Origin of the sequence: Mesorhizobium sp. M0001, from assembly GCF_040324255.1 — a bacterium.
Classification (GTDB): Bacteria; Pseudomonadota; Alphaproteobacteria; order Rhizobiales; family Rhizobiaceae; genus Mesorhizobium.
Map to the genome: position 1 here is coordinate 209,257 of NZ_JAMYVS010000007.1, position 13,617 is coordinate 222,873.

Below are 13,617 nucleotides of genomic sequence, written 5' to 3' on the forward strand. Positions count from 1 at the left end.
TCCCGAAAGCAGGACCTGATGACTTTGAGACCATTGATCGCCTTCGCCAAATTTGCCGCACCCAAAAAGGGCAGCATCTTCGTGCTGGCGGCCGACGATGGTGGCCTTGGCGAACCGGCAAAGGCCTGCGACCCCTCAGGAACGCTGGCGCGGGCGTTTCCGGTGGCGGAGTTTTCCGGAAAATTCGCCGGTGTCGTGGAAGTGCTGGCGCCGCAGGGAACATCGCTCGACCGACTGGTGGCGGTCGGCGCCGGCAAGGTCGCCGGCCTCGATGACTTTGCCTGGCTGAAGCTTGGCGGCACCATCGCCGCGTCCCTGCGCAAGGCAGCGGAGGTGGCCGTCATCCTCGATGTGCCGGGCGCAAAGATTGGCGGCAGGCAAGCGGCGAACCTTGCCGCCGGCATCATTCTTCGCAGCTACTCCTTCGACAAATACAAGACCAGGAAAGACAAGGACGATGCCGAGCCGAAGAAACCGGTCAAGGTGACCATCCACACCGCCGATCCTGCCGCGGCGAAAAAGGCCTTCGCCGACGAGGTTGCGGTCATCGACGGCGTGCTTCTGGCGCGCGACCTTGTCAACGAACCGGCCAATACGCTCGGCCCGATCGAATTCGCCGCCCGCGCCAAGGAACTGGAAGCGCTCGGCGTCGAGGTCGAAATCCTCACCGAGAAGGAAATGAAGAAGCTCGGCATGGGCTCGCTCCTCGGTGTCGCGCAAGGCTCGCCACGCGGCGCCCGGATGGCTGTCATGCAATGGAAGGGCGGCAAGGCCAAGGACGCACCGGTCGCCTTCGTCGGCAAGGGCGTCACCTTCGACACCGGCGGCAATTCGATGAAACCGGCTTCCGGCATGGAGGACATGAAGGGCGACATGGGCGGCGCCGCGGCCGTCATCGGGCTCATTCAGGCGCTAGCCGCGCGCAAGGCCAAGGCCAATGTCGTCGGCATCGTCGGGCTGGTGGAAAATGCCGTCGACGGCCATGCCCAGCGCCCCGGCGACATCGTCACCTCGATGTCGGGTCAGACCATCGAGGTGCTCAACACCGATGCCGAAGGACGCCTCGTTCTGGCCGACGCGCTGTGGTATTGCAACGACCGCTTCCAGCCGAAATTCATGGTCAATCTGGCGACGCTGACCGGCGCCATCATGGTCGCGCTCGGCCAGCATTATGCCGGCCTGTTCTCCAACAATGACGAACTTTCGGACAGGTTGACGGCGGCCGGCCAGGCGAGTCAGGAGCGGCTGTGGCGCATGCCGCTTGGGCCTGAATACGACAAGCTGATCGATTCCAAGAACGCCGACATGAAGAACATCGGCGGCCGCTATGGCGGCGCCATCATCGCCGCGCAGTTCCTGCAGCGGTTCGTCAAGGAAACGCCGTGGGCGCATCTCGACATCGCCGGCACCGCGATGGGCTCGCCGCCGAGCGAGATCAACCAGTCCTGGGGCTCGGGTTTCGGCGTCAGGCTGCTCGACCGGCTGGTGCGCGACAATTACGAGGGATAAGGCAGGGAATGGCCGATGTCCTGTTCTACCACCTGACCGAATCGACGCTGGAGGATGCGCTTCCCGGCCTGCTCGAGCGCAGCGTCGATCGCGGCTGGCGCGCCGTGGTGCAGACAGGGACCGAGGAGCGGCGCGATGCGCTCGACCTGCATCTGTGGACATTCAGGGACGATTCGTTCCTCGCGCACGCGACCGACCGTGAAGCCCATCCGGCCGAACAGCCAATCCTGCTCACCACGAGCGACGCCAACCCCAACCAGGCGCAGATACGCTTCCTCGTCGATGGCGCCGCACCCGCCGATCTCGCCGGCTACGAACGCGCCGTGTTCCTGTTCGACGGCCATGACGCGGCCCAGGTCGAAGGGGCGCGGACGCATTGGAAGGTGTTGAAAGAAGCGGGCCACGCTGTCACCTACTGGCAGCAGACGCCCGACCGTCGCTGGGAGCGCAAGGCGTAAGTCGCGTTATCGGTCGCTGATCGTAACCTTGTTTATCTTCGCGCCCTGCGGGAGATCTTTCACCTGCCGATGGATTTGGCCGGCGATATGCACCTTCACAACGAAAAACGTCGTTTCCATCTCTCGCAGACTCATTTCGCCGCCAAGCACCGGCGGCTTCTTGAAATCATAGCATTGGCCGGCTGCCGGAATCAGTCCGTTCTTTCGGGCGGCAACGACAAGGCCCGCCAGCAGCAACTCGTCGCGGCGCGCTTCATTCTGCAAGTCGGCCTGAAATTCCGCCCAATGACCCGCAATTCTGGTCAATTTCCCGTCGAGCATATCGAGATGACGAACCGACCCGTCGCCGGCACGGAAAAATATGTCGCCGAAAGCTGACACCGCAGCTGGTTCAAGGCCATCCAGTCCGATCCACTTCCAGCCGTCCAACGCTTCCGCGATTTCGTTCGCAGGTGGTTCGATAAAGAGGAACTGATAGTCATGGGGCCATTCGGCTCTGATCAAGCCCCCTGTATTGGCTCTGTTGGGCTCGGCTTTTCCTTCCTGTCTGGCGTCGGACGCGCCAAAAATTGAAGAAATAAAGCGGAAAAAAGATCTGGCCATAATCGCCCCCGTACGGGTCTTTATACTTGCGAGAGATTCTAGCCGCAATCCACTGAAGGCTCCATAGTTCCCACGCATTCGTCTTGATGATGGCCATCACATTGGATCCGTTTTATGGATTGACTGGATGCAGGCTCATTGGGCGGGCTGAGAATGCGGATCAGGATCATCGGAACCGGGCGGGCCGTGCCGGCTCGATGCGTGACGTCGCGCGCCCTCGATGCGCGGCTGGGGTATGGCGATGGACATTTCGAGGCCGCGACCGGCGTCATCGAACGCTATGTCTGCGACGCCGAATCGCAGGTCGACCTTGCTTGTGCCGCAGCCCGTCTGGCGCTTGCCGATGCCGAACTTGAGGCAGGCAGTGTCGATCTGGTCATCGGCGGTTGCGGCGTGCCTTATCAGCCGTTGCCGTCGACGGCTCCGCTGGTCATGCAGCGCCTCGGCCTTGCCGATGGGTCGGCGGCCGCCTTCGACGTCAACAGCACCTGCCTCGGTTTCCTCACAGCCTTCGAGACCGCGTCGCGCCTGATCGAGGCCGGGCAATGCCGGACGGCGCTGGTGTTCTCGTCTGAAATCGCCTCGCGCGCCCTGCCGTGGCAGGACCAGCCGGAAATTGCGGCCCTCTTCGGCGATGGCGCGGCGGCCGCCGTGCTGCAACAGGCAGCCCCTGGCGAAGGTGGGGTGGCGGCCAATCTGATGCGCACCTACCCTTCCGCCTATGCGGCCTGCAGCATCGGCTCCGGCGGCACCCGGTTCGACTTTCATCGTGAGCCCGAGGAATTCGCCCGCCACAGCCTGTTCCACATGGAGGGTAAGGAACTGTTTCGCGTCACGTCACGCCATTTCAACGGCTTTGTAGCGGAGTTGCTCGATCGCGCCGGCTGGCGGCACGACGATGTCGACCTCGTCGTGCCGCATCAGGCAAGCCCTTTCGCGCTCGCCCACATGGCGCGCCAGACCGGCTTCGCCAGGGAAAAGCTCGTCGACATCGCGGCGCGCTACGGCAATCAGATCGCCGCTTCCATCCCCTTTGCGCTCGACGTCGCGCGCCGCGAACAACGCATTGTGCCCGGCGCCAAGGTGCTGTTCCTCGGCACCTCGGCCGGCGTGTCGTTCGGCGGCATGGCGCTGGAAGCATGACCGTGGGACGCGTCCTCGTCACCGGCGCCAGCGGCTTCCTCGGCGCGCATGTCATGGCGCGGCTGGCTGCACTGGGTACACCTGCGCTGGGTCTTGGCAGGGACGCCAAACGCTGCGCGGCGCTCGAAGCCGCTGGTCATCGGGTCGTTCGGCTCGATTTGTCTCAACCGTTCGATGCAGCTGCCGCGCGCGCTCTCGACGGAGTCGATGCGATCATCCACTGCGCGGCACTTTCCGCGCCCTTCGGCAGGTTGGCGGATTTCCAGACGGCAAATGTCACAGCTACCCGCAACCTCAGCGATTTCGCGCGCGGGCAAGGCGTGCGCCGCTTCGTCCATATCTCCAGCCCGACGGTCTGTTTCGCCTATCGCGACCAGCTCGGAGTTTCCGAGAATGCGGCCTTGCCCCCTCCGGTCAACCACTATGCCCGCACCAAGCGGCAGGCCGAGGAGATCGTGCTGGCGGCGCCTGAGATCAGCCCGGTGGTGCTACGGCCGCGCGGCCTCTACGGTCCCGGCGACCGCACGCTGCTGCCGCGTCTGCTGCAGGTGGCACGGCAGCGGCCGCTGCCGCTGTTTCGCGACGGCAAGGCGCGCATCGATCTCACTTATATAGAGGATGTCGTCGATGCGGTGCTTGCCGCGCTGTCCGCCGGCAGCGCTGCCGAGGGACAGGTATTCAACATCTCCGGCGGCGAAGTGGTGCCGGTCCGCCGCATTGCCGAGGCGGCCTGCGCCCGCGCCGGCGTGCAGCCGCGCTGGCGCAGAATGCCGCTCTGGCCCGCCATGCTGGCGGCCGGGATAGCGGAGACGGTAGCGAATATATTGCCCGGCTGCCCGGAACCGCCGGTGACGCGCTACGGTCTTGGCCTGTTCGCCTATGCGCAGAGCCTCGATCTTTCCAAGTCAGGCCGCATCCTCGGCTGGGCGCCGAAAGTGTCGTTCGAGGAAGGGCTCGATCGCACATTCGGCAAGGCGACGGAAAGCAGGGAGGCTGCGTGAAGATCGTCTTCGCCAACAGCGCCTCTGTCGGCGCAGTCGAGCGCCTGATCCTGCGCGGCGGCAGCTGGGCGAAGGTCAGGCTACGTGTCCGCTACGGCCTGATCATGCATCCGCAGGCCGGCCCCGTACTGGTCGATACCGGCTACACGCCGCATGTGACACAAGGCAGCGAGCGCAGCACGGCGTTGCGTCTTTACAGTGCGATCCTCCGGCCCCAGCTCAACGAAGCCGAGCAGCCGCTCGCGGTACTGGCGCGCTTCGGCCTGTCTTTGCAGGATGTGCGCACCGTCATCGTCACGCATTTCCATGCCGACCACATGTCGGGCCTGTCGCTGTTTCCCAACGCTCGGCTTATCGCCAATGACACCGCCTGGGCGCGGGCGAAGGCCAAGACTTCCCTGCAGAATCTGCGCCATGGCGTCTTCAAGGAACTGTTCCCGTCTGACTTCGAGGCCCGACTCGACGGGCTGTCGTCGAAGCGGCAGGTCGAGCCGCGTGGCGGCGTACCGGGCGGCGCCGATCTGTTCGGCGACGGCAGCGTCATCGCAGTCGGTCTGCCCGGCCATGCCGATGGCCAGTTCGGCCTTTCGTTCCCAAATCTGGAGCGGCCGCTGCTCTACGCCGTCGACGCGCAATGGTTGTTCGCGGCCCTTGTCGAAAACCGAACTCCCGGTCTGCCGGCAACCCTGCTGGCCGAGGATGCCGCCGCGATCGAGCCGACCAGCGTAATGTTGCGCCGGTTTCTGGCGACCGGCGGCGAGGTTGTTCTTTGTCATGATCCGGCGGTGACGGCCTACGATCTGGCCGGAGAGAGCGCATGAACGGGCCGACGGAAGCGGCCCGTTCGTTTGTGTTGACGCAATGGCTCTCGCGCAAGAGCCGTGAGAATTTCGAACGCTGGCAAGGTCATGCCTTGCGCCGCTTTCTCGACCGCGACCTGCCGCGCGCGCCGTTCTACGGCAAGACGCCGCGTCATCTCGGCGATCTGCCGGTGACCGACAAGGCGACGCTGATGGGCAATTTCGAGCGCTTCAACATTCATGGCGTCTCGGCCGCCGAGGCCTGGAAGGCGCAGGCCGGCGATAGCCGCATTGGCGAGCTGACTGTCGGCTCCAGCACCGGCACGTCGGGCAATCGTGGCCTGTTCGTCATTTCCGAGGCGGAAAAATACCGCTGGCTGGGCACCATCCTGGCCAAAGCCGTGCCCGATCTGCTCTGGCGCCGGCAGCGCGTTGCGGTGATCCTGCCGCAAAACACCGGGCTCTACGATAGCGCGCGCAAATCGCGGCGTATCGACCTGCGCTTCTTCGATCTGACGCGCGGTCCGGAGAGCTGGCGCGGCGCTCTCGAAGATTTCGCGCCGACGGTGATCATCGCGCCACCGAAGATACTGCGGCACTTCGCGGCCGAGGGCTTTCGGCTCAAGCCGCAGCGTGTCTTCAGCGCCGCCGAAACGCTCGACCCGGTTGACCGGCCGGTCATAGAGGCATTCTTTGGTGGTCAGGTCGACCAGATCTACATGGCGACCGAAGGGCTGTTCGCCGTCACCTGCCGCCAGGGCGGGCTGCATCTGGCCGAGGATTCGGTGTTCTTCGAGTTCGAACCGGCCGGCGACGGCCTGGTCATGCCGCTGATCACCGCCTTTCGCCGCCGGACCCAGATCATGGCGCGCTACCGGATGAACGACTTGCTGCGGCTGTCCGAAAAGCCATGCCGCTGCGGCTCGCCGCTGCGCACGCTGGACGAGATCGTCGGCCGCATGGACGACGCTTTCCGGCTAGCCTCGCCGCACGGGCAGCTCCTCGTCACGCCCGACATACTACGCAATGCGGTGCTCAAGGCCGACCGGCGCATCGACGATTTCCGCCTGGTCCAGACCGCTGAAGATGCAATCGAACTCAGCCTGGCCCCCGGGCTTGCCGACGAAGCCGCCACCGCCGCCCATCAGTCCGTGCGCAATTTGCTGGCGGCGCGCCAGGCGACAGCTTCGGTCAGCCTTGTTCGCAGGGACCTGCCGTTGGAGACCGGCCGCAAACTGCGTCGGGTCGAATGCCACCTGGGAGCGGCATCATGAACCGGCTCGCTATGTTGCCACTCGATCAGACGAACCGGGTAGAAAACAACCCGCGTGAGGTCGAAGCCTTCGTTCAGCTTTTCAACGAGGTGCCGGTGCGCGACCTCGTGCGCAATCTGACAGTGGCTGTCGAAACCTTCGAGATCGCCGGCCGCTCCTTTCCGCTGACGCTGAACGACAGAAGCGAAGCGCCGAACTGCTACATCTGCTGCCCGTCCAGCGCCTATGTCGACTATGCCATCGACGAGACCCGCAATTTCGTCTCCTCGCCCTTGCTGCAAAAAACGATGCGGATGCTGATCGGCCTGTGCGCGCCGCTGGTCAGGATGAGCGGCCTTGACCATCAGGTTCAGGTCAACAACTGGCTCTATTCGACCAATCCGGTGCCGCTGCTCGATCGCAACGCGGTCGCGGCGATGCGCGACGATCTCACCGCGCGTTTTCCCGATCGCGCTGTTCTCATCCGCTCCCTGAACGAGATCGCCGATCCGTCGACAATCGCAGCGCTGAAGGCGGAGGGTTTTCGAATGCTGGCGGCGCGGCAGATCTACATCTTCGCAGGCGACGGTTCGGCCATGACCAACGACATGAAGCGCGACCGCAAGCGGCTGCCCACGACGCCTTTCGAGCAGGTCGGCAATGGCGACTTCACCGAGGCCGACTATGCGCGCGCCGAAGCGCTCTACCGGATGCTCTATCTCGACAAATACACGCCGCTCAACCCGCACTACACGGCCCGCTATATCGGCGAGACGCACCGTCGCGGCATCCTGCAACTGGCAGGCCTGCGTCGTCCCGGCGGTGAACTGGTCGCCGTCGCCGCTTTGTCTCAGAACGGCAGGACACTGACGCAGCCCATCGTCGGCTACGACACCGGCCTCCCGGTGAGCGAAGGCCTTTACCGCATGATGATGGCGCTGGCGCAGGATCATGCGATGGCGCACAGCCTGTTCTTCAACATGAGCGCCGGTGCCGCCGCCTTCAAACGCTTGCGCGGCGCCGTGGCGACGGTGGAATACAACGCCGTCTATGCTGCCCATCTGCCGCGCCGCCAACGCATGGCGGTGCGGATCATGGAATTTGTGCTCGCGAAGATCGGCATTCCCCTGCTCAGGAGATTTGAACTTTGAGCGACACCCGGCAGCAGAAAGACAAAGACTATTGGCAGGCGGTGATGCGGTCTGCCGACATCAAAGCCAAGCCGAAGCGCATCCTGTTCGACGGCGCGCCACTGGTGCTGTTCCGCTCGGCGAAAGGCATTGCCGCCCTCTTCGACCGCTGCGCTCACCGCCTGGTCGAACTCTCGACCGGCAAGGTCGTCGGTGGCGAGATCGAATGTCCCTATCATGGCTGGCGCTACAATGGGGAAGGGCGCTGCACCGCCATTCCCGGCCATGTCGGCGACGTCCCGCATTACCGTATCCGCCGCTACAGCGCGATCGAGCGCGACGGCGTCGTCTTCGTCTCGGCAGGCACGCCTGAGGGCGAGCCCTATCTCCATTGCATGCAAGGCAAGGATGTCGTCGTGAAGCGGGTGCGAAGCTCGGCGCGATCGACGGTGCTCGACGCCGCCGAGAACATTCTCGACGCCACTCACACCCACTTCACCCACAAGGGTGTGCTGCGCGGCCTGACCGCAAAGCGCCATCTCGTGCGCGTCGAGGTGACCGGCGGCAAGGGCTGGGTCGAAAGCTGCTACACCGGCGAGGACCGCCAACAGGGGCTGGTCAGCCGGCTGCTGGAAGGCGAGCGCGCCAAGACCATCGGCCGCTACCGCCATCCCGGCATCGTCGAACTCGAATATTGGGGCAAGGGCGGCTTGGCGCTGGCGACCACTTTCCATTTGCGTCAGGCGGACGAACGGACCGTCGAAGGCGTCGGCTGGCTGATCGGCCCGCGACAGGGCCTGTTCGGCGAACTCAAGGCGCTTGCTTTCCGGCCGCTCTTTGCCTTTGCCCTGCAGCAGGATCGCCATGTGCTGAAATCGGCCAGCGACAACGCCCGTATATCGCCGCAGGTTCAGCCGGCGATCGGCCCGCTGGATTTCCTGCGCCGCGACATAGCGGCGATCATCGACGGCAAGATGCCACCGGCGGCGGCAGAGCCGCGGGTGCACCAAATCGAGTTGTAATCTAAAGTTCACGGCACTTGATTCCAGTTCTGCTGTAAATTATAGTTCACGGATGATCGAAGTTCGATCCACTGACGAATTCCGAAAATGGCTCAGAGGGCTCACGGACATTCGCGCCGTAAAGAAGATCACCCAACGGATTGTCCGCGTTCAGGCTGGGCTGTTGGGAGATGCCAAGTTCTTCGATGGCATAGGAGAATTGCGCGTAGATTACGGTCCGGGATACCGCGTGTACTTCGTCCGGCGCGGCAACACGGTCATTATCCTGCTCTGCGGCGGTGACAAAGGCTCGCAGGACAGGGACATCGGAAAAGCCAGGAAAATGGCAAAGGAAGTTTGATATGACCCTCAGAACCACACCATTCGACGCCGCCGAATATCTTGATGATGCTGAGTCTCAAGCCGAACTGCTCGCTGATGCGTTCGAGACCGGGGACGCGACTTATATTGCGCACGCCCTCGGCATTGTCGCGCGCGCCCGCGGCATGACAAGCATAGCGAAGGACGCCGGCGTGACCCGAGAGGCACTCTACAAGGCGCTGAGCGAAAAGGGCGATCCGCGCCTCAGTACATTGCTGGGCGTAACCAAGGCGCTTGGCCTGCAATTGTCCGCAAAGCCAGTTAATCCCGTTTAGGCAACCTTAGCAGGACTTACGCACTCAGCTGAAAACGGGAAGTTCCGCTTCAACTCGACTAGTCCTGCTCCGGCCCATTCCACTCGATATCGCGCGTCGACGCGGCCTGAAGGCTGATGCGCTGGCGCAGTGCTGTGCCGGCGATCTCGGCCAGCGTGCGCCACTGCGCCCGCTTCGGCGCGGGGTCGCCCGGCCAGTCGAGCAGCTCATCGGCATCGTGCATCGCCTGGCGAAAGCTGCCGAGACCACCGGAGCGCAGTGCCGCCGGCATCCCGTAGATCCACATCGCAAGCCTCACCGTCTGCGGCGCCGTCACGTCGGGCTTCACCTCGGCGCCATCCTCCAGGACCGCGTCGGCGAAGCGCCGCGGATCGCGAAAGAAGTGCAGGCCGCTCACGGCGCGCGGATTGCACTCCAGTGGCAGCACCCTGCCGTTGTTCTCGCGCATCAGGTCGAAGGATATCTGGCCGGTCCAGCCGGCGCCGGCGACGAAGGTTTCGACGAAGCGCCGCGCCGCGATATCCTCGACCGGCTCGAAACAGATGCCGGCGCCCTTGCCGGCGCGATAGAGCGAACGGTAGAGCGCCAGCGCTTTGAGTTCACCCTCGATCGCCACCGCATAGGCGCTGATCTCTTCACCGGCGACGTAGCGCTGCGCCACCCAAGGAGCGGCGGGCGAGGGGCGGACGGCGTCGAGTTCGTCCGGCGATGGCCGCAGCAGTACGTCACGGGCAAAACGTGACCACACAGGTTTGAACACCAATTCGCGCGATTGGCCACGAACGCCGTCGAGATCGGCCTCGCTTTGCAGCAGTATCGTTTCCGGCACGTCGAGCCCAAGGCTCTGCGCCAGCCGGATGAAGGCATGCTTGTCGTGAACGCGGGCGAGCATCGCCATCTCGGGTGCGAAGAGGCGGGCCGGCATGGCGCGGTGCTGCCAGAGACGACCGAGATAAAAGACTTCCTCGCAGGTCGGGATAACGAGTTCGATGCCTTCCGCGCGGACAAGCGCTTCCACCGCCTTGGCATAGGCGTCGGCGGCAAAGCGCGGCGGCGGCAGGCGATGGTAGGCGGCGCAGGCCGTGCTCGCTGCGGCCATCGGCCGGGCCGGGCTGTCGGCCAGGATCACCCGGCGACCGGCGCCATGCAGCAGCCGCGCCAGGTGCAGCGCCACCGGCGCGCGGGCACCGGTGATCAGCACGGTGCTATTGGGCATGAGCCACCGGCATCGGTTGGAAAAGACGAGTCGATGCTTCTGCGGAAGGCTTCATTCGCCATAAGTGCCACATGGCTTGCGTGCCGCCAACGCACTCCACAAAGGTGGCTCCGCTGCGTCAGCCATCGCTTTTTGGCCTTCGGGGCGTTATTGGCAATCTGTCGAACACCCGGATCTCCTCAATGCGCTTTCTGTTTGTCCTGATACTGCTTGCCGGCGCCGCCATTGGCTTCGTCTATCCCTGGGCCATGAGCAATTTCTCCGGCCACGAGATCGGCACCTGGCGCGTCTACGACCAGGGACGGTTTAGGCCTGTGACGGTGACGCTGAAAGCTGGCGACGCGCCGGTCAGAGTGCTGGTCGACCTGACGGCAAAGGCCGAGCGCATTGTCTCGCAGCAGCGCACCGTGCTGACGCTGACTGCCGCCACAGCCGGGCGCACGGTGCTTGCCTCGACGCTGCAATTCAACCACGCCGACAATCCGCGCCAGGTCAGCCCGCAACTGCCCGACAAGATCTTTCGCGACGAGGCCGGCGTGATCGAAACCGTCAGTCCTGGCGCCTATCTCTTCACCGCCGGCCCGGGCGACGCCGACGATATCCCGATACGCGCAGTGGATCTGATACTGCGCTCCGGCGCCGGTGAGATCGATCAACGCGCACGGCCGGTTGGCTATGGGCTGATGGCCGTCGGCCTGATCGGCTTCCTGCTTACTCTGGCTTTCGGCGGTCGCCGGCCGGAGAACCCGAACTCGAAGCCGCCACCGCCGCGTTGGGGCAGAGGCTCCTCGACATGAGCGCAGCATGAACTACCGTCACGCCTATCACGCCGGCAATTTCGCCGACGTCGTCAAGCATGTCGTGCTCAGCCTTCTGCTCGACTATCTGAAGCAAAAGGACAAGGCGTTCCGTGTCGTCGACACTCATGCCGGCATTGGCCGCTACGATCTTTCGTCGGCGGAAGCGCAAAAGACCGGCGAATGGCAAGGCGGCATCGGCCGCCTCATCCACGCCCCGATCGAAAAATCGGCGGCTGCGCTGCTTGCCCCCTATCTTGAAGCGGTGCGTTCGCTCAATCCCGATGGCGGGGTGAAGAAATATCCGGGCTCGCCATTGATCGCCAGGTACCTCATGCGAAAGCAGGACCGGTTGTCGGCGATCGAATTGCACGACGCAGATGCTGCCAGGCTGAAGACGCTGTTTGCCGGCGATTTCCAGACAAGGGTGATCGAACTCGACGGCTGGCTGGCGCTTGGCGCGCATCTGCCGCCAAAGGAAAAGCGCGGCCTGGTGCTGATCGATCCGCCGTTCGAAGAAGCCGGCGAATTCGACCGCCTGGTCGACGGAATGCAGAAAGCGCACAGGCGCTGGCCGGGTGGCATCTACGCGCTGTGGTATCCGATCAAGGACCGCAAAGCGATCATCGCCTTCCGCAAGGCGCTCAAGCAATCCGGCGTTCCAAAACTGCTCGACATCGAGTTCGAGATCCGGCCGGCATCGCGTGAACCAAGCCTCGACGGCAGCGGCATGGTGGTGGTCAACCCGCCCTTCACGCTGGAGCGCGAACTGCGCATCGTGCTGCCGGTCCTGCACAGATTGCTGGCGGTCGAAAAGCCGGCGCACTGGTCGCTGGAATGGCTGGCCGGGGAGTAGCGACGCTTCGCAGCGGGCGACGCCCGCGGCAAAGACACAAAGTCGCTAGAAGTTTTGACGGTGGCGCCATCCGCGAATGCTCAGCTGTGTTCAACGAACCGAAACCATGGAGATGCACATCTAATCGGCTTGGCGTTGACGCTAATCCCAGAATCAGATAGATAGATGTCTAATTATTAGATTTCGAATCGAAGCCAAGATCGACAAAAAAGGAACGGGTCAACGCGATAGGCTTCGCGATGTCGCGCTGGCAGGATGCCGTTGAAACGTTCGATGGGACCGTTGCCGAAATCTATGTGCTGAGCGCTGCCGAGCGCCGCTGTCTCGGCGCGATCAGTCACGGCCCGCGGCCGGCAAACGTCGTAGCGAGGGAGACAAATCTCACGCCGGCGGCGGTTACGACGTTGATTGACCGGCTGGAAAAGCGCGGCTTCGTCAGCCGCCAGCCGGATCCCGATGACAGGCGCAAGGTCATGGTCGCGGCGGGCACCGAGGAACTCGTCCGGCGCTGCTACCATCCGATCCTCGAGGCGGGCGACGCATTGCTGGAGAAATATTCGGCGGCCGAGATGCAGTTTTTGCTCGGCTTATCAAGAGGTCGAAGCGATGCAGAAGGCGCAGACCGAGAGGGTGCGCGGCAAAGCAAAACCGGTGCGTTGAGAGAAGGCATCGGAGGATGGTCCGGCGCAACGCCGGTCCGGTTTCAACTGTGTACTGTCAAGGAGACGCTATGCCCCGTATGATCTTCGTCAACTTGCCCGTCGCCGACCTCGCTGCGTCGATGGCCTTCTACAAAGCTCTCGGTTTCGACAACAACCCGCACTTCACCGACGACACCGCAGCCTGCATGGTGCTGAGCGAAACGATCAACGTCATGCTGCTCACCCATGCCAAATGGCGTCAGTTCACCGATCGCCCCATCCCACCGGCCACCTCGAGCGAGGTCATGCTTGCCGTGTCCTGCGACAGCCGCGCGGCGGTCGATGCGATGAATGAGGCGGCGGCTAAAAATGGCGGCGCCGCCGACATCAACGCCCAGCAGGATTATGGCTTCATGTACAATCGCAGCCTGGCCGATCCTGACGGCCACGTCTGGGAAGCGATGTGGATGGACCCGGCCGCCATACCGCAGGGCGACGCCAAGCAAGGCTGAACCGGGTTTCGGCGGCCCGCCGGCCATGGGCAGGCCGCTTT

16 protein-coding genes are annotated in these 13,617 nt (G+C 63.8%); 14 read left to right on the forward strand and 2 right to left on the reverse strand.

Features of this window, described 5'->3' with window-relative positions; translation table 11 throughout:
- Nucleotides 1-18 precede the first annotated feature (18 nt).
- Entirely contained in the window at nucleotides 19-1,509 is a 1,491-nt protein-coding gene (locus NKK50_RS20850) for a leucyl aminopeptidase (protein WP_023715072.1), read from the forward strand.
- Between the two features lie 8 nt (nucleotides 1,510-1,517).
- Nucleotides 1,518-1,967, forward strand: coding sequence for a DNA polymerase III subunit chi (locus NKK50_RS20855; RefSeq protein ID WP_023672739.1), 450 nt, complete (start codon nucleotides 1,518-1,520; stop codon nucleotides 1,965-1,967).
- Nucleotides 1,968-1,973: 6 nt separating this feature from the next.
- Here NKK50_RS20855 and NKK50_RS20860 read toward each other — a convergent pair whose 3' ends face one another.
- Nucleotides 1,974-2,570 (reverse strand): T6SS immunity protein Tdi1 domain-containing protein, encoded by a 597-nt coding sequence (locus NKK50_RS20860; protein ID WP_023743803.1) that lies wholly within the window; start codon nucleotides 2,568-2,570, stop codon nucleotides 1,974-1,976.
- Between the two features lie 201 nt (nucleotides 2,571-2,771).
- Here NKK50_RS20860 and NKK50_RS20865 point away from each other — a divergent pair, with 201 nt between their 5' ends.
- Genes NKK50_RS20865 through NKK50_RS20900 form a run of 8 tightly spaced genes read left to right on the forward strand, consistent with a single transcriptional unit; the run spans nucleotide 2,772 to nucleotide 9,554 of the window.
- Entirely contained in the window at nucleotides 2,772-3,713 is a 942-nt protein-coding gene (locus tag NKK50_RS20865; protein WP_245274194.1) for a 3-oxoacyl-[acyl-carrier-protein] synthase III C-terminal domain-containing protein, read from the forward strand.
- Entirely contained in the window at nucleotides 3,710-4,714 is a 1,005-nt protein-coding gene (locus NKK50_RS20870) for an NAD-dependent epimerase/dehydratase family protein (protein WP_031204524.1), read from the forward strand. Before NKK50_RS20865 ends, NKK50_RS20870 begins: the two co-directional genes overlap by 4 nt.
- Nucleotides 4,711-5,535, forward strand: a complete 825-nt coding sequence (locus NKK50_RS20875) for an MBL fold metallo-hydrolase (RefSeq protein ID WP_023743806.1) — start codon at nucleotides 4,711-4,713, stop codon at nucleotides 5,533-5,535. The genes NKK50_RS20870 and NKK50_RS20875 overlap by 4 nt, the downstream gene beginning before the upstream one ends.
- Nucleotides 5,532-6,788, forward strand: a complete 1,257-nt coding sequence (locus NKK50_RS20880) for a F390 synthetase-related protein (protein WP_023715075.1) — start codon at nucleotides 5,532-5,534, stop codon at nucleotides 6,786-6,788. The genes NKK50_RS20875 and NKK50_RS20880 overlap by 4 nt, the downstream gene beginning before the upstream one ends.
- Entirely contained in the window at nucleotides 6,785-7,918 is a 1,134-nt protein-coding gene (locus tag NKK50_RS20885; RefSeq protein ID WP_023715076.1) for a GNAT family N-acetyltransferase, read from the forward strand. The genes NKK50_RS20880 and NKK50_RS20885 overlap by 4 nt, the downstream gene beginning before the upstream one ends.
- Nucleotides 7,915-8,919, forward strand: coding sequence for a Rieske 2Fe-2S domain-containing protein (locus tag NKK50_RS20890; RefSeq protein ID WP_023743808.1), 1,005 nt, complete (start codon nucleotides 7,915-7,917; stop codon nucleotides 8,917-8,919). Before NKK50_RS20885 ends, NKK50_RS20890 begins: the two co-directional genes overlap by 4 nt.
- A 52-nt stretch (nucleotides 8,920-8,971) precedes the next feature.
- Entirely contained in the window at nucleotides 8,972-9,259 is a 288-nt protein-coding gene (locus NKK50_RS20895; RefSeq protein ID WP_023672746.1) for a type II toxin-antitoxin system RelE/ParE family toxin, read from the forward strand.
- A gap of 1 nt (nucleotide 9,260) precedes the next feature.
- Nucleotides 9,261-9,554 (forward strand): addiction module antidote protein, encoded by a 294-nt coding sequence (locus tag NKK50_RS20900; RefSeq protein WP_023672747.1) that lies wholly within the window; start codon nucleotides 9,261-9,263, stop codon nucleotides 9,552-9,554.
- Nucleotides 9,555-9,612: 58 nt separating this feature from the next.
- Here the strand turns inward: NKK50_RS20900 and NKK50_RS20905 are convergent, their stop codons facing one another.
- A complete protein-coding gene (locus tag NKK50_RS20905; RefSeq protein ID WP_352499542.1) occupies nucleotides 9,613-10,770 on the reverse strand; it encodes an ATP-grasp domain-containing protein in 1,158 nt (385 codons plus the stop codon).
- Nucleotides 10,771-10,952: 182 nt separating this feature from the next.
- Here NKK50_RS20905 and NKK50_RS20910 point away from each other — a divergent pair, with 182 nt between their 5' ends.
- From NKK50_RS20910 to NKK50_RS20925, 4 genes are all read left to right on the forward strand, one after another.
- Entirely contained in the window at nucleotides 10,953-11,567 is a 615-nt protein-coding gene (locus tag NKK50_RS20910; protein ID WP_023684715.1) for a hypothetical protein, read from the forward strand.
- A 7-nt stretch (nucleotides 11,568-11,574) separates the two neighbouring features.
- On the forward strand, nucleotides 11,575-12,423 hold the full coding sequence (locus NKK50_RS20915) for a 23S rRNA (adenine(2030)-N(6))-methyltransferase RlmJ (protein ID WP_023705344.1): 849 nt from the start codon (nucleotides 11,575-11,577) through the stop codon (nucleotides 12,421-12,423).
- Between the two features lie 239 nt (nucleotides 12,424-12,662).
- Nucleotides 12,663-13,166: a MarR family winged helix-turn-helix transcriptional regulator gene (locus NKK50_RS20920; RefSeq protein WP_023705343.1), complete on the forward strand. Its 504-nt coding sequence runs from the start codon at nucleotides 12,663-12,665 to the stop codon at nucleotides 13,164-13,166.
- On the forward strand, nucleotides 13,154-13,576 hold the full coding sequence (locus NKK50_RS20925) for a VOC family protein (RefSeq protein WP_023684718.1): 423 nt from the start codon (nucleotides 13,154-13,156) through the stop codon (nucleotides 13,574-13,576). The genes NKK50_RS20920 and NKK50_RS20925 overlap by 13 nt, the downstream gene beginning before the upstream one ends.
- The last annotated feature ends 41 nt before the right edge of the window (nucleotides 13,577-13,617 follow it).

What these genes read in the sequence shown, in the direction of transcription:
- NKK50_RS20850 (WP_023715072.1), top strand. Translation starts at nt 19, where the DNA reads ATGACTTTGAGACCATTGATCGCCTTCGCCAAATTTGCCGCACCCAAA.
- NKK50_RS20855 (WP_023672739.1), top strand. Translation starts at nt 1,518, where the DNA reads ATGGCCGATGTCCTGTTCTACCACCTGACCGAATCGACGCTGGAGGAT.
- NKK50_RS20860 (WP_023743803.1), bottom strand. Translation starts at nt 2,570, where the DNA reads ATGGCCAGATCTTTTTTCCGCTTTATTTCTTCAATTTTTGGCGCGTCC.
- NKK50_RS20870 (WP_031204524.1), top strand. Translation starts at nt 3,710, where the DNA reads ATGACCGTGGGACGCGTCCTCGTCACCGGCGCCAGCGGCTTCCTCGGC.
- NKK50_RS20880 (WP_023715075.1), top strand. Translation starts at nt 5,532, where the DNA reads ATGAACGGGCCGACGGAAGCGGCCCGTTCGTTTGTGTTGACGCAATGG.
- NKK50_RS20885 (WP_023715076.1), top strand. Translation starts at nt 6,785, where the DNA reads ATGAACCGGCTCGCTATGTTGCCACTCGATCAGACGAACCGGGTAGAA.
- NKK50_RS20895 (WP_023672746.1), top strand. Translation starts at nt 8,972, where the DNA reads ATGATCGAAGTTCGATCCACTGACGAATTCCGAAAATGGCTCAGAGGG.
- NKK50_RS20900 (WP_023672747.1), top strand. Translation starts at nt 9,261, where the DNA reads ATGACCCTCAGAACCACACCATTCGACGCCGCCGAATATCTTGATGAT.
- NKK50_RS20905 (WP_352499542.1), bottom strand. Translation starts at nt 10,770, where the DNA reads ATGCCCAATAGCACCGTGCTGATCACCGGTGCCCGCGCGCCGGTGGCG.
- NKK50_RS20910 (WP_023684715.1), top strand. Translation starts at nt 10,953, where the DNA reads ATGCGCTTTCTGTTTGTCCTGATACTGCTTGCCGGCGCCGCCATTGGC.
- NKK50_RS20915 (WP_023705344.1), top strand. Translation starts at nt 11,575, where the DNA reads ATGAACTACCGTCACGCCTATCACGCCGGCAATTTCGCCGACGTCGTC.
- NKK50_RS20920 (WP_023705343.1), top strand. Translation starts at nt 12,663, where the DNA reads ATGTCGCGCTGGCAGGATGCCGTTGAAACGTTCGATGGGACCGTTGCC.
- NKK50_RS20925 (WP_023684718.1), top strand. Translation starts at nt 13,154, where the DNA reads ATGCCCCGTATGATCTTCGTCAACTTGCCCGTCGCCGACCTCGCTGCG.